The organism is Commensalibacter intestini A911 (genome assembly GCF_000231445.1).
In the GTDB taxonomy this organism is placed as follows: Bacteria; Pseudomonadota; Alphaproteobacteria; order Acetobacterales; family Acetobacteraceae; genus Commensalibacter; species Commensalibacter intestini.
In genome coordinates this window covers 117070-138709 of the sequence record NZ_AGFR01000007.1, presented here as the reverse complement: position 1 = coordinate 138709, position 21640 = coordinate 117070, and the positions used below count along the sequence as shown (strand labels likewise).

16 protein-coding genes are annotated in these 21640 nt (G+C 38.1%); 7 read left to right on the top strand and 9 right to left on the bottom strand.

Features of this window, described 5'->3' with window-relative positions; genetic code table 11:
* Positions 1–17 precede the first annotated feature (17 nt).
* The gene (thrC, locus tag CIN_RS05780) at positions 18–1418 is read right to left on the bottom strand and encodes a threonine synthase (protein WP_008854124.1); all 1401 of its coding nucleotides are present in this window, start codon (positions 1416–1418) and stop codon (positions 18–20) included.
* Between the two features lie 33 nt (positions 1419–1451).
* Positions 1452–2588 (bottom strand): L-dopachrome tautomerase-related protein, encoded by a 1137-nt coding sequence (locus tag CIN_RS05775; protein ID WP_008854123.1) that lies wholly within the window; start codon positions 2586–2588, stop codon positions 1452–1454.
* A 203-nt stretch (positions 2589–2791) separates the two neighbouring features.
* On the opposite strand from CIN_RS05775, the gene CIN_RS05770 reads away from it, so the two are divergent.
* Positions 2792–4660, top strand: coding sequence for a tetratricopeptide repeat protein (locus CIN_RS05770; protein ID WP_008854122.1), 1869 nt, complete (start codon positions 2792–2794; stop codon positions 4658–4660).
* An 11-nt stretch (positions 4661–4671) separates the two neighbouring features.
* Here the strand turns inward: CIN_RS05770 and CIN_RS05765 are convergent, their stop codons facing one another.
* The 6 genes from CIN_RS05765 to tsaD all read right to left on the bottom strand — a co-directional run bounded on the left by CIN_RS05765 (position 4672) and on the right by tsaD (position 14592).
* Positions 4672–7599, bottom strand: coding sequence for a [protein-PII] uridylyltransferase (locus CIN_RS05765; RefSeq protein WP_008854121.1), 2928 nt, complete (start codon positions 7597–7599; stop codon positions 4672–4674).
* Positions 7600–7670: 71 nt separating this feature from the next.
* Positions 7671–10292, bottom strand: a complete 2622-nt coding sequence (gene mutS / locus CIN_RS05760) for a DNA mismatch repair protein MutS (protein ID WP_008854120.1) — start codon at positions 10290–10292, stop codon at positions 7671–7673.
* Positions 10293–10373: 81 nt separating this feature from the next.
* Positions 10374–11927, bottom strand: coding sequence for a murein biosynthesis integral membrane protein MurJ (gene murJ, locus CIN_RS05755; RefSeq protein WP_040364020.1), 1554 nt, complete (start codon positions 11925–11927; stop codon positions 10374–10376).
* 52 nt (positions 11928–11979) lie between these two features.
* A complete protein-coding gene (locus CIN_RS05750; protein ID WP_040364019.1) occupies positions 11980–12471 on the bottom strand; it encodes a glutathione peroxidase in 492 nt (163 codons plus the stop codon).
* 50 nt (positions 12472–12521) lie between these two features.
* The gene (locus tag CIN_RS05745; protein ID WP_040364018.1) at positions 12522–13481 is read right to left on the bottom strand and encodes an NAD(P)H-dependent glycerol-3-phosphate dehydrogenase; all 960 of its coding nucleotides are present in this window, start codon (positions 13479–13481) and stop codon (positions 12522–12524) included.
* 10 nt (positions 13482–13491) lie between these two features.
* Positions 13492–14592 (bottom strand): tRNA (adenosine(37)-N6)-threonylcarbamoyltransferase complex transferase subunit TsaD, encoded by a 1101-nt coding sequence (tsaD, locus tag CIN_RS05740; RefSeq protein WP_139016956.1) that lies wholly within the window; start codon positions 14590–14592, stop codon positions 13492–13494.
* Positions 14593–14651: 59 nt separating this feature from the next.
* On the opposite strand from tsaD, the gene hemC reads away from it, so the two are divergent.
* A complete protein-coding gene (gene hemC / locus CIN_RS05735) occupies positions 14652–15725 on the top strand; it encodes a hydroxymethylbilane synthase (protein ID WP_008854115.1) in 1074 nt (357 codons plus the stop codon).
* Entirely contained in the window at positions 15718–16467 is a 750-nt protein-coding gene (locus CIN_RS05730) for a uroporphyrinogen-III synthase (protein WP_008854114.1), read from the top strand. The genes hemC and CIN_RS05730 overlap by 8 nt, the downstream gene beginning before the upstream one ends.
* 11 nt (positions 16468–16478) lie before the next feature.
* Here CIN_RS05730 and secB read toward each other — a convergent pair whose 3' ends face one another.
* Positions 16479–17006 carry a protein-export chaperone SecB gene (gene secB, locus CIN_RS05725; RefSeq protein ID WP_008854113.1) on the bottom strand — a complete coding sequence of 176 codons (528 nt, stop codon included), beginning with the start codon at positions 17004–17006 and terminating at the stop codon, positions 16479–16481.
* Positions 17007–17291: 285 nt separating this feature from the next.
* On the opposite strand from secB, the gene CIN_RS05720 reads away from it, so the two are divergent.
* The 4 genes from CIN_RS05720 to CIN_RS05705 all read left to right on the top strand — a co-directional run bounded on the left by CIN_RS05720 (position 17292) and on the right by CIN_RS05705 (position 21620).
* The gene (locus CIN_RS05720) at positions 17292–17990 is read left to right on the top strand and encodes a Tim44/TimA family putative adaptor protein (RefSeq protein ID WP_008854112.1); all 699 of its coding nucleotides are present in this window, start codon (positions 17292–17294) and stop codon (positions 17988–17990) included.
* Positions 17991–18014: 24 nt separating this feature from the next.
* Complete coding sequence (gene mltA, locus CIN_RS05715; RefSeq protein WP_008854111.1) at positions 18015–19226, top strand: murein transglycosylase A; 1212 nt, start codon at positions 18015–18017, stop codon at positions 19224–19226.
* 12 nt (positions 19227–19238) lie between these two features.
* Positions 19239–20096, top strand: a complete 858-nt coding sequence (locus CIN_RS05710) for a DNA-methyltransferase (RefSeq protein WP_008854110.1) — start codon at positions 19239–19241, stop codon at positions 20094–20096.
* Positions 20097–20204: 108 nt separating this feature from the next.
* Positions 20205–21620: a cytochrome-c peroxidase gene (locus CIN_RS05705; RefSeq protein WP_008854109.1), complete on the top strand. Its 1416-nt coding sequence runs from the start codon at positions 20205–20207 to the stop codon at positions 21618–21620.
* Positions 21621–21640: the final 20 nt, after the last annotated feature.

Sequence of the window (21640 nt, the reverse complement as noted above, 5' to 3'; positions counted from 1 at the left end):
GATATTAAATAGTGATATTAAATGTTATTTTTACGTGCAGTTGCACGAACAGAATCTTCGATTTTCTTTAAATCAGCGGGTAAAACTTGATAGTTCTCTTTGCGATCATATAAGTCTGCTAAGGCTAAAGGCAAAGCAGGGGTAATACCCGTTGCTTGTTTGATTGCATCTGGGAATTTAGCAGGATGCGCCGTCGCAACAGTGACCATTGGAATATTTTTGTTACGATATTTTTGCGCTGTTGCAATGCCAATAGCGGTATGAGGATCTGCCAAATAAGCAGATTCTTTGTAATATTGTTGAATGACTTTTTCGGTTTCGTGGTCACTGAGTGCCATACCTTTAAAGTTCTCAGTTGCTTTGTTCCAAATAGAGGCAGGAATATTCATTTTATTATTCTTACGGAAATTCTGCATAATTTGACGGCACTGATCCGCATCACGGTCTAGTAATTCAAATAATAAGCGCTCAAAATTAGACGAAATTTGAATATCCATAGAAGGGGATAGGCTAGGGCGAACGCCTTGGATGCTCATATCGTTATTGAGTAAGAAACGCGTTAAGATGTCATTGTGGTTTGAACCAACACAAAGTAGGTTAATAGGCACACCGATTTTGCGAGCTGTCCATGCAGCCAAGATATTTCCAAAGTTACCTGTCGGAACAGTAAAGGATACTTCTCGGTCAGGAGCCCCTAGTAATAAAGCAGCATAAACATAATAAGGGACTTGAGCTGCAATACGACCCCAGTTAATGGAGTTCACTGCAGAGAGTTGCACTTCATCACGGAAAGGGGCATCTGCAAACATGGCTTTTACCAAGTCTTGGCAGTCATCAAAAGAACCTTCAACAGCAATATTATTGATGTTTGGTTCCAAAACCGTTGTCATTTGACGGCGTTGAACTTCAGAGGTCCTGCCGTAAGGATGTAAAATCGTGACGGTTAAATTATTACTACCTTTGAATGCTTCAATAGCAGCAGAGCCAGTATCACCAGATGTTGCACCGACAATAGTGATTTTTTCACCTTTTTGGCTTAATACATAATCAAATAAATGACCTAGTAATTGCATCGCCATATCTTTAAATGCGAGCGTTGGGCCATGAAATAACTCTTGAACAAACAGATTATGGTCAAGTTGAATTAAAGGGACAATGGCTTGATGGTTAAAACCAGCATAAGATTTTTGGCAAAGATCTAATAAAACAGCTTCAGGAATTTCGTTTCCTGTAAAAAGATGGACGATCTTTGCAGCTAGTTCAGGATAGCTGAGACCTCTCATTTTACGTAATTCATCAGCAGAAATTTGAGGCCAAGTTTCAGGGATATATAAGCCACCATCTTGGGCAAGGCCAGCAAGAAGAGTATTAGAGAAATTTAAAACAGGGGCTTGCCCTCTGGTAGAAACGTAACGCATTGTAAACCTAATAAAAAATGATCAATTAAGAATTTATTTATTTTGTATAGCAGGTGGGGTTAAAATGTAAATTTGTAAAGGCCATTGTATGGTTGAATGGTCTTGCTTGTTTAACAGCTTTGTTTGATCAAGCTGTATCGTTGGAATGTATAAAACATTCTTTTTTGTCACGAATGGATGGGCTGGCCATTTCAAACGTGAATCTGTGATTAATTTATTTAAAATACGACCTGTGGTAAAACGATAGACACTATTGGTGGCAATATCATCAATATATAAAGTACCATCTGGCCCGCAAACAATACCTCCAGATGAAGGCGTTTTAAACCAAATCATCATCGCTTCGTTTAACTCTGCGGGTGAGTAAGTCGCATCTTTGAGATACATCGTATCAATACGGTATAAAGGGCCACTGACAGCTTGATAATAGAGGCGTTTACCATCCGGAGAAATGGCCAGTTGGTTCACATTGAAATGAGATGTTTGGTCTAGATTGGGTTTAATAACCTTATGATCGACAACGACTTCTAATCTTGAATATAAAGAAGGTGAATTTTCTAAGACACGTCTTGCAGTATTATTTTTTAGATCAAAAACAATAATAGCAGGAGAGCCTTTATCGGCGATATAGATATCATTGCCATAGACTGCAATGGCGTTTAAAGCGCTTTTGTCTTTGAAGGCCGAAGCAGGAATAGGATATGTTTGAAGAACTTGATCTGTTTTTGTATCGATTTTTATAATTTTTGCAGCATTTTTAATCGGTGCAGATCCAACTTTTGGAATTCCGCTATCTAAAACCCATAAAATTCCATCTGGAGTCAACGTCATGCCAGCCAAGCCAATGAAGCTTTTACTTGGATCTTGGGTATTGATGGTATTCCATTCTTTGTTGGGATATGGAGCCAATGTATGATCTGGCTTTACAATCGCCAAAGAGAGACCTTCTTCATCTGTAAATCTTGGGAATTCAGCAATCATACGTTCTTTGTTATCAACAACGATATAATCAGGTAAATACCCATTAACTGAGGCCACTTGCTTTAATGCATCAGAAGATAAAAGGGCAGGTTGATCCAGTTTTTGTTTTGCCTGTGCCAAAGAAGGTGGAAGCAAAGTCAGTGCCAAGGCAAGAGAGACAGAACGGGTAAAGGGTTTTAATAAGATCATAACCGATATTCTATTCCTGATATAAAACATAGATTTCATTTATAAGGGAATTTTTGAAAAGAAGATAGGGAATATCTGAGATAAAAGCTGATATTTTCGAGAGAATATCATTTTAAGAATTCAATATTTTGAGTTTATGTAAAGCTTTTGTATAGTGTTTTTATTATTTACGAATATTTCATCAATAGATCTGGGTTATTTTTATGTATTATGATCAAAAAATTAGTAATGGATTATCTTTGTTATCCAAAGGACAGATCCAAGAAGCTGATGAAATTTTTTGTGATATTCTAACCAAAGATCCTAATTTTTCAGAGGCATTATATGGCAGAGCTTGCGTTGCCAGAGCCTCAGGTAATCATGCTTTAGCCATTGCCTTTGCTGGGCAAGCAATAGAACAGAAATCACTTTCTTATTACTATATTCCATTAGGATTATCTTTGTATGAACAAGGCCATGTGGCAGAAGCAGAAGCCGCATTAAAAAGTGCCGTTTTATTAAATGCATATGACCCCAGAGCCCATCATGCGCTTGCGCTTGTGCAAGAAGCGATAGATGAGAATAGTGCAGCCGAGCTTTCTTTTCGTAAAGCGATAGAGTTGGTTCCGGCGTCTATTACTTATTGGCAGGCGCTTATTCGGTTTTATTGGCAAGGCGAAGCTTTCGATCAAGCACTTAATATTGCCAAAGATGCTGTTAAATATAATACAGGTAAAATTGAATTCTTGCACGAACTTGCGTTGTTATTAGAGCGGATGGGAATGTTGGGAGATGCAGAGCGTGTATTTCGTAAAATGATACGACTAAACCCACAGAGCATTTCAACATATGCAAATTTAGGAGCCGTTCTTTTTAAACTCAATCGTTTAAAAGAGGCGAAAGAAAATTTAACTTACGCTTTTGAACACGAACCCGATGTCATTGAAACTCAGGTGAATTTAGGTCTGGTGCAAATGGCGCTTGGAGAGTTATTAGCAGCCAAAGCATTACTGCAAGATGCTTATCAAAAAGCTCCAACAGATTCACGTATTGGATTAAATCTTGGAACGGTCTTGTTTGAACTCAGAGAATTGGATGAGGCTGAGGGAATATATCGTCGTTTATTAGAGCCTGTTGCGTCAGTAACTGTGACAGAAGAAGATTATCATAAGATACAATATAATCTATCAATGGTTTTGTTGGCAAAAGGTTCATTGGTCGAAGGATGGGAGCATATGGAGGCTCGCCATTCTTTGCTGAATCATTTTGTCGATATGGATCAAATTCCAATATGGAATGGAATAGATCCTGTTGAAAGATTGTTGATTCGTGTAGAGCAAGGGTTAGGGGATACTTTACAGTTTGTTCGTTTTTTACCAGAGTTTTTGCAAAAACATTCTGTAATTATCGAGGTTCCTAAAGGGTTAATTCGATTATTTGATGTTATTGTAAATTCCTGTCATTCAGATCATCGCTGTGAAGTGATTGAAAAAGGAAGTCCAATTCCAGAAGAGGTAACGCATCAAGTCATGTTGATGAGCTTACCTCATCTCCTTCAAAAGCAAGGAATCCCTTCTTATCAATTTAATATTGAAGCACTTAAAGAAGAATATACTCTAATACCTTCTAGCCATTTGAAAGTTGGCGTTTGTTGGTCAGGAAATAGAGATAACCGTTTTGATACATTGCGATCTATTACGAAATCAGCGATTAAGAAACTTTCAACTATTCCAAATATAGATTTTTACGCTCTACAAATGGATCTTAAAAAGTCAGAGCTTCCAAAAGGATTTTTTGGCGCTTTACCCAATGGGGATATCTTCAAAACAGCTTCATTTATTCAACAATTAGATTTAGTGATCACCGTTGATACAATGATTGCCCATTTAGCGGGAATGTTAGGGAAATCTGTGTGGTTACTTAATCATTTTGGTGGAGACTGGCGTTGGTATCCTGCGCATCAAAATGAAACAAAAAATAGTCTATGGTACCCAACATTAAAGATCTTTAAACAAGAACAGCCTTTACCACCAGATCAAGCATGGAATGCATTGATAGAGGAAGTAAAGGCTGAGTTAGTTAATCTTTTATAATGAAGAGGGGACTATTCCTCTTCTTTTGGAGGCGTCACTTCCATTTGAACGATAGAAGCCGTGCTATTGGGTTGAATTCCCGTAATATTTTCTTCGACCTCTTCTAATACTTTGAGGATAGCCTCACGAACAATGGATAGCCTTTTTCGATCTTGCACTTTTAGCCCAAAGACGTCTTTGACATAGAAGACATCAACCGCACGAATACCATAAGTCGTAATATGTGCAGAGCTAATTTGTAATTTTTGCTCTTTGATTGTTTTGGTCACATCGTAAAGCAATCCGATACGATCGCGTCCATTAACCTCAATGACGGTAAACCCATTAGAGGCTTGATTATCGATCACAACCCGTGGAGGAACATGAATAGCACGCATGCGACGACCATATAACATATGACGGTTACATTCTTGCAGGCGTTTTTCAATATCTACTGTCCCTGCTAAGGCAGTGTTAATAAGCTCAATAATGCGTTCTAAACGATGAGGATCATCGAATACATCTTGTGCTGCATCTTGTATCCAAAATGTATCCAAGACCATCCCATTGGTGAGTGTATGAATGCGTGCATCAACAATAGATGCACCAGCAACGGCTAATGCTCCAGAGATTTTTGAGAATAATCCAGGATGATCACCAGCATAAACTGTTACTTCTGTAACACCACGATCAGGTAAAGGATAGGTGCGAATAGTTAAAGGTGCTTCGGTTTTATGAGCATCAGTAATCAAGCGTGCATGACGCATATGTGTATTTTCGTCAAAAGATAACCAATAGCTTGCATATCCTAGACCCATAAAGAATTCGACATCTTGGTTTGTAATATTTTGCGTAGAGAATTGTTGTGTCAGATGTTTTTTAACGCGATATACACGTGTATCTCTTTCTTGAGTGGCTAAGCTACCTTCTAAAACTTCAGAAACACGATTATAAAGCTCGGTTAATAAAGTTGCTTTCCAAGCGTTCCAAACTTTTTTATTGACGGCACGCATATCTGAAACGGTGAGCAAGAATAATAATCTTAAGCGTTCTGGAGATTGAATAGTATCTACAAGGTCAAGGATTGTTTTCGGATCATCAATATCGCGTTGGAAAGCAGTGTGGCTTAGAAGTAAGTGATGTAAAATTAACCAAGAGATTGTATCTGTTTCTTCAGCAGACATATTAAGGCGAGAGCAAATGGTAATCGCCATTTCAGAGCCAACCTCTGAGTGGTCGCCACCTCTACCTTTGCCCATATCATGCAATAAAGTTGCCATATATAAGGCTTTTTTAGATTGAATGCCTTGTAATAATTTATGTGCAAATTGTAGGTCGTCTTGATAATAACCGGCCTCTAGTAATGCCAGTAATTTAACAGCCTCTATACTATGCTGATCAACGGTAAAGATATGATAGGTATCAAATTGCATTTGTCCTACCATTCTTCGCCATTCAGGCATAAACTGTCCTAAAATTCCAGTTTCATTTAAAATATGCAACCAGTTTACATTATATTTTTCCTCTGGTGGAGGAAGAATTAGAGGAGCCCTATCTTCTTTTTGATCTTTATTATGAAGTAACCGATATCGTGCTTTAGGAGATAAATGTGTGGGGGTATCACATAAAAGATCAAGGAAAATACGAGAAGCTTCACCGTCCCCTCGTAAAATGGCAGCCTTACGTTCCCATCGAATGAGTTGATGCACAGCTAGTGGATGAATAGCTCGCTTTTGTGTTTGAGCGAGTTTCAAAAGGCGCATCATTTCGATAGGGTCTTTTGCAAAGGAAATATCTGCTGTTGGTAAAATTTTTCCATCTAGTAAGGTGTAACCTGTATTTGGAATAAATTTACTAGCTTCGTACTTATTGATTTTTACTTTTTGAGTATAAAGCGTTAGTGCGGATTCAATTACATGAGTTAAACGCATTACTTCTCTTGCGGTTAAGAAATAATGACGCATAAAGCGTTCAACGCCGACTTGTTGGCCGTGCTTTGTATACCCTATACGACCGCCGACAACAGGTTGCATATCAAACGTTAAACGATCTTCTGCTCTCCCTGAAATATAGTGTAGCTGAAATCTAACCGTCCACAAAAAGTTATGTGCTCTTTGTAGGCGTAGAATTTCTTGCTCTGTTAGTAATTCTAACTCACGAATTTTAGGTGTTATAAAATCAGAGAATTGGTCAAATCCTAACGTAAAGCGATACTCCCAATAGATGGTTTGTAAATCACGAAGGCCGCCTTTACCTTCTTTGATATTCGGCTCTACTAGATAAGGGGTATCCCCAAATTTTTTATGGCGAGCTTCACGCTCTTTGCTTTTTTCTAAGATATAACGTGGGGCACCAATGTCCTCGCATAATTCTTTGAATTTATCGATAAAATTATTAAATAAATCTTGATGTCCACTTAGTAACCTGACATCAAGCAAGGCGGTTAAAACGGTGATATCTTCCTTGGCTGTAATTAAACATTGTGGAACAGAGCGTATGGCATGACCAATTTTTATTCCTAAATCCCATAGGAAATATAGATGCTGTTCAATAGTATCTAATAATTCTTTAGATGGGTTTTCAGGGGTTAAAAATAATAGGTCTAAATCACTGAAAGGGGCCAAGCATTTACGGCCGTATCCGCCTGTTGCAATTAACGTAATAAAGTTCTTTGGATTATCAGAGCTTAATAGTTTGTTATAAATCAGTTCAAAAAGAATGCTCATTAAACCATCGACAAACGAGGTTAGTTGTTTGCTGGCTTGTAATCCAGAGAGTCTGTTTACTTCAAATTCAGTACGAACTTGGGTTTGAATACGTCCTAAATGTCGACGAAAAATTTGAAGCAATTCATTTCTTGATACGTTGGGATTTTCACGAAAGGCAGAGCGGATATGTTCTCGTAACATTTCCGTGGCTTTTATAGGATCAGGAGAGAAATCAGTAATAGGATGCTTCAATTTTTTAACCAGTTAGTAGAATTTAATAAAAATTAATAAAATATCCGTAGTCTATATTTAAGAAGATATGTTTATTTATCAATAAGCTTTTTAAGTTTATAAAGAATATTTAACGATTTTTTAGGTGTTAATTCATCAGGGTCAATCATTTTTAAAATCTCTGTAATTTCTTCATATTGATAAGGTAGTGATTGATTTGTGGGTGTTTGTTCAATGAAAGGAGATGATAAAGGGAGCGTAATTTGTGGATCATTATATTGTGTTTCTAGATTTTGTAAAAGTTGCTGGGCTCTTTTTAATGTCGGCAAAGGAACGCCTGCGAGTTGTGCAACATGAATACCCCAACTATGCTCTGCGGCCCCTGGAATAACTTCATATTGAAATATAATGCTGCCTTTCCATTCTTGAACCTTCATTGTAAAAGGTTTGCAGGATTTCAAATGTTGTGTTGATTGTACAAGTTCATGGAAATGGGTGGCAAAAATAGTTCGGCATTGAATAGTATTATGTAATGTTTCTAGCATTGACCATGCAATGGCCATTCCGTCAAGTGTGGAAGTACCTCGTCCGATTTCATCAATAACGACTAAGGATCTAGGGCCTGCTTGATTTAAAATTGAGGCAGATTCAGTCATTTCAACCATAAAAGTTGAACGTCCATGTGCTAAATCATCAGAAGCTCCCACTCGGGAAAATAGATGGTCAACAATACCAATTTTTGCTTCTGAAGCAGGAACAGGAAGCCCAGCTTGTGCCAAAATAACACTTAAGGCAACTTGGCGCAGGAACGTTGATTTTCCTGCCATATTTGGCCCTGTTAACAGCATGATTTTATTATTTTTTGATAAATTACATGAGTTAGGGGTAAATGTTGTTTTATGTTGTAAGGCCGCCTCAACAACAGGGTGTCTACAGTTGATCAGTTCAAAGCTAGTATCATCGGTCAAAGTTGGAATACACCAATGATGTTTTGAATACAAAGTCGCACAAGATTGCAAGACATCGATAATGGCAATTGATTTTGCTAATAAAGGGAGAGTGCTTTCTTGTAATGTTTTATGAATAAGCTCTGTAAAGAGCTGTTTTTCTTTTTCAGCAGCTAAGGTATTGGCCTCTAATATTTTTCCACTCAGTTCATTGAGTTCTATAGTGGTAAAACGAGAAAGATTAGCAGTTCCTTGCCTTAAGATTAAATCTGGATGATTTTGAATTTTATTACCAGCTGTATTGCTAACTTCGATAATATGTCCAAGTTGCGTATGGTGTTTAATTTTTAGGGTGCTGATATTATATTTATTTTTATAATCTTCTTGTAAACTTGCAATGACTTGACGGCTATTATCTCTCAGGCGACGATAAGCATCCAGTTCATCATTATAACCAGCTTTGATAATAAACCCTTCTTCAAGTTTTAAAGGCGGGTTTTCTTCTAATGCAGCACGAAGACTGAGTAATAATTCTTCGCCATATAAAAGATATTCAGACGTATTTTGAATTAAGGAGCAAGAGCGCCCTGTTTCTTTTTCAAATTGTTTAAGGACTTCTGCAATATTGCGTCCGATTTCCAGTCCATTCCGAATAGAAGCTAAATCTCTGGGTTGCCCTCTGCCTAATGAAAGCCTGCTAAGCGCACGAGCAATATCTGGTGCACCTTTTAACGTTTTACGGAGTGTCGTTAAGAGTAGGGCATCTTGTTGTAAATATATCCATCCTTCTTGTCGCGTTTGGATATATTTAATTTGCGTTAAAGGAGCGGCAAGCCAATTGGCTAACATTCGCGCACCAGGGGCGGTCACGGTATATGATACGCTGGAAAATAACGTAAATTTTTGATCACCATCGCTATTTTGTAAAATATCTAAACTGTTTCTGGTGGCAGGATCAATCGCTAGAATTGTTTCATATTGTTGAGATTGAGGCCGAGAGAGTTGAGGAAGTTTGCCAGCCTGTGTTTTTTGAATATAGTGCACAAGCTCATAACCGGCGATAATTTCTTCGTCGTTGAAATTACCTAAGGCATCAAATGTATTGACATTAAATAAGCTGGACAGTTCTTTTTCAGCAGTTTTAAGGGTATGTGTATCACGAAGAATAGTGCGACGGTTCTCGTAATCATTCAGTTGAATATCTTTGGAACATATAATTTCTGAAGGATTAATGCGACCTAATAAATCATTTAATTTAGAGCTGTTAATTGAACTCGTTTCAAAAAAACCCGTTGAGATATCAATCCATGCAACGCCTAATTTTGTAGTTTTATGTTTTGCCGAAAAAACAATGGATAAAACGTAGTTTTCTTGCCCAGCTTGTAATAGCTCATCTTCAGTTAAGGTGCCAGGTGTAATTAGACGAACAACATCTCTAGATAACGGGCCTTTTTGCCCTTTTGGTCGATTTGCAGGACTTTCGGTTTGTTCTGCAACAGCAACTTTAAAGCCTTTTTTAATTAAACGTGCTAAATAATTTGATGCAGTACCAACAGGCACCCCACACATTGGGATAGGTTGCCCCCCATGGTTTCCTCTAGCCGTTAATGCGATGTCCAAAGCATTTGCAGCAGCTTCGGCATCGTTAAAAAATAACTCAAAAAAATCACCCATGCGAAAAAAAAGAAGCGCATCAGGAAATTGATCTTTTAATGAAAACCATTGTGCCATTACAGGAGTGGCACCTGTCGAAGAAGGAATTGTCATGGTAACTCATTTAGCTCAGTAATAATCTTCAACCATTTAAAATACAGAGTAATTGAATATGATTAATTACATTTTATAATATTATTTTTTTAATATTTTCTTTTTGAGTCTAATAAAAAACTGACCTAAGTCGATGACTCGGAAAACATGTAATAATATACCGTATAATAATCCACCCAAAGAGGTCAATAGAATCAAACAATATAAACGATAGAAAATGTTTTTTTCTGAGATTTCTAAGAAAAATAAGTGCATGACTCCGATAAGGGTTAAGCACATGATCATAGATGCACCAGTCATCAATACGATTCGTTTAATTAAAGGTGCAGGTAAGGCTAATGCATTTCTTTTTCGTAGAATGACGGCAAGTAAAATAACATTAGTTATTGCGGCTAAACTGCTGGCTAATGGTGGCCCCATATGAGCAAGAGGTTTCATAAAGAGCAAGTTAAGAACAAAATTAAGTAAAATCGTAAACATCCCGATTTTAACGGGGGTTGATGTATCACCTCTGGCAAAAAAACCTGGAGATAGAACTTTGATTAATACGAAGGCGGGTAGTCCAATGGTATACATCTGCAAAGATTGAGCAGAAGCATAGACATCTTTAATGGTAAATTCCCCATGTCCAAATAATGTTGAAATGATAGGGATTGCAATACTGAATAAGCCAAAAGCGGCAGGTAATGTTAATAGTAAAGAATAATCAATGGCCTTATTTTGTGCTTCAAAAGCAGCATTAGGATCATCTTTATGAAGTGCTTTGGTTAAAATTGGTAAAAGTGTCGTTCCAGCAGCAGCCCCTAATACACCCAGAGGGAGTTGATTAATACGATCCGCAAAATACATGACGGATACGCTGCCTGTTGGTAGTAGTGTTGCAATAATCGTATCAACGGTTAGGTTAATTTGAGTGATTCCACTGCCTACAATCCCTGGAGCCATTTTTTTAAATAATAAACGAATGTTCTCGGTTAATTTTGGGATGCAAAATTTAATGCGGATACCTGCTCGCCAAGCCGCAAATAGTAAAATACCTAATTGTATAACGCCAGAGATCGTAACCCCCCAAGCCGCAGCCCAAGCAGCATTGGGCATAAAAGGGGTTAGCCATAAAAGAGCAGCAATACCAACGACATTAAAGCTAACATAAGCTGCAGCTGCAATGCCGAAACGATGTAAACTATTTAATACTCCTGCAACCAAAGCTGCTGCACAGATCATAACCATATATGGAAAGGTAATACGGCTTAGAATAATGGCTTCTTGGTAACGTGCTTTGTCAACGGTAAAACCAGGTGCAATCACCATGACAATTTGTGGCATAAAGATTTCAGCTAATAGGGTAATAATAACTAATATCGTAATTAAAACGCTGAATGCTTCATTCGCAAAACGTTGTGCTTCTTGTGAGCTTTTTTTTGTGAGTGTCGTAGTAAATAAAGGAACAAAGGCTGCATTAAATGCGCCTTCACCAAATAAACGTCTGAACATATTCGGTAGGCGGAAAGCGACTTGATATGCGTCTTGTAAGGAACCTGCACCTAAAAAAGCAGCCAGCAATTGATCTCTGACCAACCCAAGCAGGCGGCTGAGCATTGTCCAGCTGCCTACGGTTAAAATATTTTTGAACATCGTTACCCTAAAGAAAGCACGTATAAAGGATTTAGTTTATATGAATTTATTTTTAAAAATCATAACAAATTCTTTCTATCGCATCGACAAATCGTGTGGAAGAAGGACGTGTTATACTTGAAAAGGTTTTATATAATTTTCCTTGGCGGTTCAAAACATATTTATAAAAATTCCAACGAGGACGCCCAAAAAAACCGCCTTGCTCGGATAACCATTGGAATAAAGGAATAGCATTTTTACCTTTTACATGGCTTTTTTGGGCCAAAATAAAGCTAATATTGTAACGCTTACTACAAAAATGATTGATTTCTTCATTGCTTTTAAACTCTTGTTCTCCAAAATCTCCAGAAGGAATAGCAATAATCGTTAATCCCCAATGGCGATATAACTCCCATAAATCCTGTATTTCTTCATATTGTGGGGTAAATTTACAATGCGAAGCCGTATTAACAATTAATAAAGGTTTACCACGATAGTTATTTAAACTGATTGCTTCCCCTGATGGCATCGGAAGGTCAAAATCATAAATAGTTTTGTCGGGCATTTGTATTCCTTAGTAAGTCAAATATACTGGTTTTAATAGCGTGTAGAGTATCACTCATTGCCCAAAGGTCTAGACATTAAAATATTTTGAGCAGTCTGAACGGTGATTTCTTCATTTAAGATATGGGTAACTGCTTCAATAATAGGCGTATTGACGTGATGTTGCTTAGCTCTTTTTAAAAGTGCTGGGGCAGTTGTAACCCCTTCGGCGACGGTGGTGCGTTGCGCAAGAATCTCTTGGAGTTTCTTGCCTTGCCCCAGTTCAACACCTAAGGAGTAGTTTCGTGATCCTTGTCCTGTGCAGGTTAGGATCATATCTCCAACACCCGCCAATCCTGATAAGGTCATCGGTTCTCCGCCTAATCCAATACTGAGGCGAGAGAGTTCTGCAATGCCACGTGTAATAATAGAGGCTCTAGCATTCTCCCCAAGTCCAGCACCCATGGCAAGTCCAGCAGCAATGGCAAATACATTTTTAGCAGCACCTCCAATTTCAACACCAATCGGATCATGATTGGCATAGAGGCGGAAAGTAGAGGTTGAAAGTTTGTTTGCCCATTCTTGAGCAAGTTCTGGATGTTTTGAGGCAATGACGCTGGCGGTTGGGTATCCTTTGGCTACTTCGTGTGCAAAATTAGGGCCTGATAAAGCACCATGTTCTCGTTGCGGATAAAATTCTTCTAAGATTTCTAAGGGAAATTTAAGGCTTGTTGTTTCGACGCCTTTACAACAAGCAATCAAAGGAGAGTTTCCAGAAACATGTGGTAGAATAGAGCGCATATGTTGCAATGGAACAGTCAGAAAAGTAATATCGGCTTGTGTGGGAAACTGATTGCTAACCGTAATCGTTTCTGGAAGAGGAACGCAATCAAGACGAGATAACGTGCGATTGGTTGGATTAGGTAACTCTTTACGGCTCCATAAATAGACATTGGCACCAGTTCTGGCCATTTGTAGGGAAAGGGCTATTCCCCATGCACCAGCACCAATAACAGCAACATTCATGGACATTGTTTATCCTTTATACGTCAAACCGTTGAGACATTTCCGATAAAGGCCAACGCGGACGAGGCAACATTGAAATATCATTCATGAGTTTATGGTGTTTACTGGCCTGATGCAATATTTCAATTGCTGCCCAACCGATCATAACTGCGTTATCTGTACAATATTTCATTGGTGGTGCAATAAAGGGAAGGTTATATTTTTCCGCTAAGGCCAGTAGATGTTTTCTGAGATATTGATTGGCTGCAACCCCACCAGCGGTGGCGAGTAATGTGCTGTTCGGAGCTAGTTTAATTGCATTTTCTAAGCGATTGATGATTGCGGTGGTAATTGCTTTTTGAAAGCTAGCAGCAACGTCAGCAGCAAATTGTCTGGGTAAGACATCTGTTGTTTCATAGTCGGTCAGTAAGTTTGCAACTGCTGTTTTTAATCCTGAAAAAGAAAAATCACATCCAGGTCTACCGTAAAGAGGTCGAGGAAGGGTAAACGTGTTTTCATCGCCTTCTTTTGCCAAAGCTTCTAGGGCAGGGCCACCAGGCCAAGAAAGCCCTAACATTTTAGCAACTTTATCAAATGCCTCCCCAGTGGCATCATCAATGGTTCCACCAAGGCGTTGATATTCGCCAATATTGGTAACGTTAATACATTGGCAATGTCCACCAGAAGTAAGGAATAAGAGATATGGGAAATTTACTTGTAAAGGTGAGATATTGGGGATTCGAACGGTTAACGCATGGGCTTCAATATGATTGATGCCAATAAAAGGCAAGTTCTGAGCTAAAGCCAGTCCTTTGGCAAAGCTGCTACCGACGATAACGCCACCAATTAGTCCTGGGCCACAAGTTGCAGCAATAGCATCAATCTCTTTCCAGTCAATTTGTGCTTGTGCTAATGTTTTTTGCACTAACGCGGATAAGTGAGAAAGGTGAGCTCTGGCAGCAATTTCGGGGACGACACCACCAAATTGAATATGTTCTTTTTGAGAGTAAATTTGTTCTGCAAGCACCGTTCCATCGTATCGAACCAAGGCACATGCAGTATCATCACACGAAGATTCTATCGATAGAATTGTCAGGTTCTTATTTGTTTTTATGTCACTTTGGTGTATGGATGGCATAATAAAGCATTTCTTTAAGTTAAAAAACAGTCACTATCAAAGAATAAAGTACATCTGAAATGAGCACGGATACACTATTACATATTTCTTCTAACTCTGCTTTGCAAGAAGTTGCGAAAAAAGCTGCACATAAAGGGTTACAGGATCATCATGATGCGTATCAAAGAAGAGGACTTCCGTTAAGAGTAGGCACCAGAGGGTCTCCATTAGCACTCGTTCAGACTCGTAATTTCCTGACAAGATTAACACAATTTTGTCCATTGCTGCGTGAATTGGGTGCTTTTCAAGAGTTTCAAATCAGTACGTCAGGCGATAAAATACAAGATCGACGCTTGGCAGAGATTGGTGGTAAAGGGCTTTTTTCTAAAGAAATCCACGAACAGCTCAGTGCTGGAAATATTGACTTTGCTGTTCATAGTTTAAAAGATTTAGAAACAACATTGCCTGATGGGTTAGTTTTAGCTTGCACATTAAAACGTCAAGATGCTCGAGATGCTTTGATTGTCAATTCGAAATACCGTCCTGTTGACGCTGATTATCCATTCGATTGTTTGCCTCAAGGGGCAAAGATTGGGACTTCTTCGGTGCGTAGACAGGCTCAGTTGCTTCATATACGTCCAGATTTAGAAATCGCTTTGTTACGAGGTAACGTTCAATCTCGTTTAGATCAAGTGACTGCGAATAAATATGATGCAACATTTTTAGCAGCAGCCGGCTTGCAACGGTTGGGAATGGAGGATCGCATTGACGTTCTTTTAGATCCATCCATTATGGTTCCCGCAGCAGGTCAAGGGATTGTCGGTGTGACCGTGCGTGAAGCTGATGTTGAACTCAGAGAAATGCTGGCAGCCATTGAAGACCAAGAAGCAAAGGCAGTTGCAACGGCTGAACGTGCGTTGTTGGCTGAGTTAGATGGTTCTTGCCGTACACCTATTGGTGGTTATGCACAGCTCTTGCCTGTTGTGGCAGGTGGGGCTCCAGAGCTCCATTTGGTTGGTTTGGTTGCTAGAGAAGATGGTTCTTTCTTGTTGAAAAAAGAAATTAGTGGTTCGGCAGAAGATGCAGAGGCATTGGGGCATGAATTAGGACAACAATTACGCAAAGATAGTCCTGCTGATATCTTTAATGAATAATCAAAGTCTGCGTAAAAAACCTTATCTTGTGCTTACTAGGCCAGAACCAGGATTAAGTGAAACTGCATACAAAGTTAGCGCTTTAGGCTGGCAGCCTTTGTTGATGCCAGTCATGACAATACAGCCATTAACTGTTGATTATCTTGACGTCAGTGCAATTCAAGCAATCGTTTTTACCAGTCGGCAGGCGATTGCTCCTACCATTCAACAACTTGCGAAGCAGCATATTGATTATCGTTGTTTTCCTGTGTTTACGGTGGGAGATATTACAGCACAAGATGCTCAAAAAGCTGGTTTTACAAATATACTCAGTGCTAATAAAGATGCCGTTGCTTTAGCTGCGTTAATAAAAGATAAATTATCTTCAGATGCAGGGCAATTGCTTTTTCCGTTTGCTAAAGGGCAGGGGCAATTATTGTATGCATTATTAAAGCAAGCAGGGTTTTCAGCTTTACAATATGAAGTCTATCAAGCGATCCCTGTACAAACATTATCAGATGAGTTTTTAGATAAATTACAATCAGAAACGATTAATAGTATTTTGTTTTTCTCGTCTGAAACAGCACGTTTTTTTATAGAATTATTACCAGAACACTTGTGGAAATACTTAAAAACTATTCAAGCTGTTGGAATTAGTCAAAAGACTAAAGGGGTATTAGAGAGGGTTTCTTGGAAGCGTATTGATATTGCAAGACACCCTAATACAGAAGAAATGCTCTTTTTATTAAAAGAGCATTTCTGATCTAAAATATTTTAAGCGTGACCAACTTCTGTTTGTGTTTGAGCAGCTTGTTGAGCTTGTTTATTTTGCCATAAAGACACAAAGTCAATAGGTTGTAAAACAACAGGTGGGAATCCACCGTCTCTAGTGACATCACCAATGATATTACGTGCATAAGGGAAAATTAAACGTGGAACTTCAACCAATAAAATAGGTTCGATTAACTCATCTGGTGGGTTATTTAAAGAAACAACAGCACAATAAACAAGTTCAGTTACAAATACAGTGCGAGAAGGTTGTTTATCTTCTCTTGGTGCTTCTGTAGCTTCTACTTTAATAGTTAAACTAACTTCGTAAATACCTTCGTCGCTAAGACGATTAGCATCAGCATCAATTGCAACTGCAATTTGAGGAGCCTCTTCTAACGTTGCGAAAATAGTTGCACCATGGGGAACTTCAAAAGAAAGATCTTTCGTGAATTGTGCATTCAAAGTCAATGGAAGTGGTGGAGGGCCTTCTTCAAAATGAGAATCAGGAACGTCATTTACTGTTTCAGACATATTCAGCCTTTTCTATTAAAATAATATTTATCTTGAATTGCTTTATTATATCATATTATTAAAAAATGATAAAAATTAATATAAAAAATATTTTCCGTATAAAACTATATATAAGACTTTGTTTTTATGTTTATTTTTTTTGTAAACTAATAATATTTTATACAAATTACAGTGAATATTTATTTTGTAATGTGACAATGTATGAATATATTGTTAATATTAGTAAGTGTATTTATACATAATTTTTTATCAGAAATTCTATATTTTAGGTTAACAGGTTTTAAAATGGATTTTGGTAACTTTCCAGTCGACATTATATTTTTCGCTTTAGTAGCAGGATTTTTAATCTTACGCTTACGTAGTGTGTTAGGAAAAAAAACAGGTTTTAATAAAGAGGATATGGTTACGCCACCTTCTAGTAACTCTGCCAATCGTCCTCAGGCATTGAATAACAATCCTGAAAAACCAATTGAGCCTGTTAAACCAAAAGTAGAAATTAATTTACCTGCGATGGATACACCTGCAGGTCAAGCTTTAAGCAGGATAGCTCAGCTAGATCCATCTTTTGTAACTCAGAAATTTGTGGATGGGTCTGAGATTGTTTTTCGTAAAGTTTTGACTGCTTTTGCAACGGAAGATTTAGCTGTTTTAAAATCAATGTTGGTGGTTGATGCTTATAATGCATTTGAATCTTCGATTATGGCGCGACGTAATTTGCAAGAGAAACAAATGATTGAGATTAAATCTATTCATTCAATTACCCTGACAAATGTGCAAGTTATCGAAGATATTTCTGTTAATCGTGCAGTCATAGAAGTGCAATTTATTTCGAATCAAATTAACTGCACCTTTGATAAGGATGGTAATCCTGTAACAGGAACAGAATCTGTAACAGAATTTATTGATTTTTGGACTTTTGAACGTTTATTAGGTGTTAATAGTGGCATATCTTGGCGTTTAAAGTCAGCACGTAGTGGTAAATAATTCGGTATATGATTTAAGGGTATTATGATGAAATCGTTTGTTCGTTTTTGTGCTTTGCTGCTCACAGGTGGGTTAGCTGCTTGTGTACAAAGTCAGGAAAATCTTTCTGAATTTTATCCTGTATCTTATCAAAAATTATCAGGCTGGAATCAAGAAAATTACAGTCAATTACTCACTTTATTTCGACAAAACTGTCAGTATTTAGAAAAATTACCTCCTAAGAAACATTTAGGAGGTGTATCTGGGGTGTATGGTGGTCAGGCACAAGATTGGTCTGCTGCTTGTAATGCAGCAAATACAGTCAATATTGCAGATTCAAGTCAAGCAAAGCAGTTTTTTGAAACATGGTTGCAACCGTATCAATATACCGCTGATGGTCAGGATGGTAAGGTTACAGGATATTATGAACCAGAAATCGAGGGTTCAACGGTACGTTCTGATGAATTTCAAGTCCCAGTCTATGGTAAACCTGCGGATCTAATTGCAAGAAAAGGCACAGATGGTCAAATTGAATATGGCTTTATGCAAGGAGGCTTGTTTATTCCATATTACACGCGTCAGCAAATTGATCAGGGGGCATTAAGTGGTAAAGGCTTAGAAATCGCATGGGTCAAAGATCCAGTTGATTTATTCTTTATGCAAGTTCAAGGGGCTGGAAGAATTATTTTACCTGATGGGCAAGTCTTACGTTTAGGATATGCAGGTAAAAATGGTCAGCCTTACACGGCTCTGGGACGCTTGCTAATCGATCAAGGCGCGATGGATTCACAGGCTGTTAATATGTATTCTGTGCGTGCATGGTTACATAGTCATCCAGAGCAAGCAACTGCTTTGATGGAGCAAAATAGAAACTATGTCTTTTTCCGTCGTTTACCTGACCAAAATGGAAATAGTGGAGCCATTGGTGCATTAGGTTCTCCTTTAACAGCAGGGCGCTCTGTTGCTGTGGATAGAAAATGGATTCCTTTGGGTGTTCCATTGTGGTTAGAAACAACAATGCCTGCCGCTTCTAATAATCAAGTTAGACAGCCTTGGAAACATATGGTATTTGCTCAGGATATTGGTGGTGGCATTACAGGAATGAATCGATTGGATTTATTTACTGGCTGGGGTAGTCAAGCTGCATGGTATGCTGGGTTTATGAATGAACAGGGTAAAGTTTATTTATTATTGCCTCGTCGAATAGAGCAAGCTTCATCATCTGTTGCAACAACAGAACCCCCCGCTGTTCAATGATGAGGGTTTAGGGTGTCTCCTAAAAAAGTTAAAACTATTCATACAGTGGTCGAGGGGGAAGCTTCTCGACCTTATCGGTTTAAAGTTGGACAACACACATTGGTGCGTGGGGATTGTTTAACTGTTTTACAAAAAATGAGTGATGAAAGCGTTGATGTTTTTATTACGTCGCCTCCTTATAATTTGGGAATTGCGTATAGCTCTTATAAAGATCAAAAAGAAGAAATTGAGTATCTCAATTGGCTAGAGACGATTTGTGTTGAGATTAAAAGAGTGATGAAAAAAGAGGGATCTTTTTTCTTAAATATTGCAGGATCCTCTTCTTATCCTTGGTTGCCTTTTGAGCTAATGGTTCGGTTAAGGCAGCATTTTTGCCTACAAAATCATATTGAGTGGATTAAATCGATCTCTATTGGTAGTGATAGTCATGGGCATTTTAAGCCTGTGTCTGGTAGTCGCTTTTTGCATCGAAATCATGAACATTTATTTCATTTGACGAAAACGGGTAAAGTGCCTTTGCAGCGTTTGAATGTTGGCGTTCCTTATAAAGATAAGACCAATATTAAGCGTCGGGCTCATGCGCATGATTTACGATGTCGTGGAGATGTATGGTTTATCCCTTATAATACCGTTCGAAAAAAATCTGAAAAATTTAATCATCCTGGCACTTTTCCAGAAGCATTACCTGAAATGTGCTTGAAGCTGCACGGGGTTCCTGAACCTGTGGTTGTTGATCCTTTTATGGGAACAGGCACAACTTTGTTGGCAACGCACAAAGTTGGGGGAAGGGCGATTGGGATCGATATTGATAAAAACTATGTCAAAATTGCCAAAGAAAGAATAAAAATGCTACACTCAAAGGATGAATAGCGTTCAAAGCCATAAAATAAATAGGCAGTTGTAACTGCTTTTGATAGTATCTGTCCGATTAAATCGTTTTGAATAAATAACTTTTGGATATACTAAAGAAAGCTGATCATGAAAAAACTGATCCTAGCCATTATTGTTCTTGGGCTGGTGGCATATGGTGCCACAATATTTTATATTAATGGTTTCGACCATAAAACAGCGCCTGCATTGGCAGAAAACTCTCCTTCACGTCAAGATGCCACAACAATGGCTGCGTTTGACGTTTTAAAAGAAGCTCGTTGTGACTATTGTCATGCGGAAAAAGTAAACTTGCCTTTTTACTTTAAACTCCCTGTTGCCAGTAGTTTAATGGCAAAAGATCGTGAAAAAGGCTTACGTAATTTCCGTATGGAACCCATTATCGAAGCAATTAACGAAGGAAAACCTGTTGGTTTAGTTGCATTATCTCGTATTGAATTTGTGATGCAACGTAATTTGATGCCACCGTCATTATATTTATTAATGCATTGGCATGCTCGTCTTTCACAACAACAACGTGATGATGTGATTAAATGGGTTCAACAAGAACGTAAAAAATATTATGCAACTCAAGGTGTTGCTGATCGTTTTGCATCTGAAGCTGTGCAGCCCGTTCCTGAATCTGTAACGGTTGATCCGAAGCTTGTTGCTTTGGGTAAAAAGCTATTCTTTGAAAAAAGATTGTCTGGTGATAACACATTAAGCTGTGCTTCTTGTCATGATTTACAAAAAGGTGGCGTTGATGGTTTGGTGACTGCGACAGGTATTTATGGACAAAAAGGGCCGATTAATGTACCAACAGTCTATAATTCGGTCTTTAATCACAGCCAATTCTGGGATGGTCGTGCTGCAGATTTAGAAGCTCAAGCCGCTGGTCCAGTAATGAATCCATTAGAAATGGGATCAAAAAACTGGGAAGATGTTGCGAATAAATTGCGCCAAGAACCTTCTTATGAAAAAGATTTTACAGAAGCTTTTGGTAACCCAACTATTGATCAAAAAACTATTACTGATGCGATTGCTGCTTATGAAAAAACATTAATTACACCAGATAGTCCTTTTGATATGTATTTAAAAGGTGTTGATGGGGCAATTAATGCTCAAGAAAAACGCGGGTATCAACTCTTTAAAGAAAATGGTTGTGCAAGTTGTCATAATGGTGTTGCTCTTGGTGGCGCTGCATATGAAGAGCTTGGATTACAACGTGATTATTTCACAGATCGTGGTGGTAAAGTAACAGAAGCTGATATGGGACGTTACAATGTAACTCATCAAGAACTAGATAAACATAGTTTCAAAGTGCCTTTATTACGGAATATTGCTTTAACAGGTCCTTATTTCCATGATGGTAGTGTAAAAACATTAAAAGAAGCTGTTGAAAAAATGTTGAAATATCAAACCCCTTATCATACTTTATCAGATCAAGAGGTTAATGATATTGTTGCTTTCTTAAAAACATTGACTGGTAAATATCAGGGCCAATCAATTGATAAATTAGCACCTTAATCAACAAAGATTATTTTAAA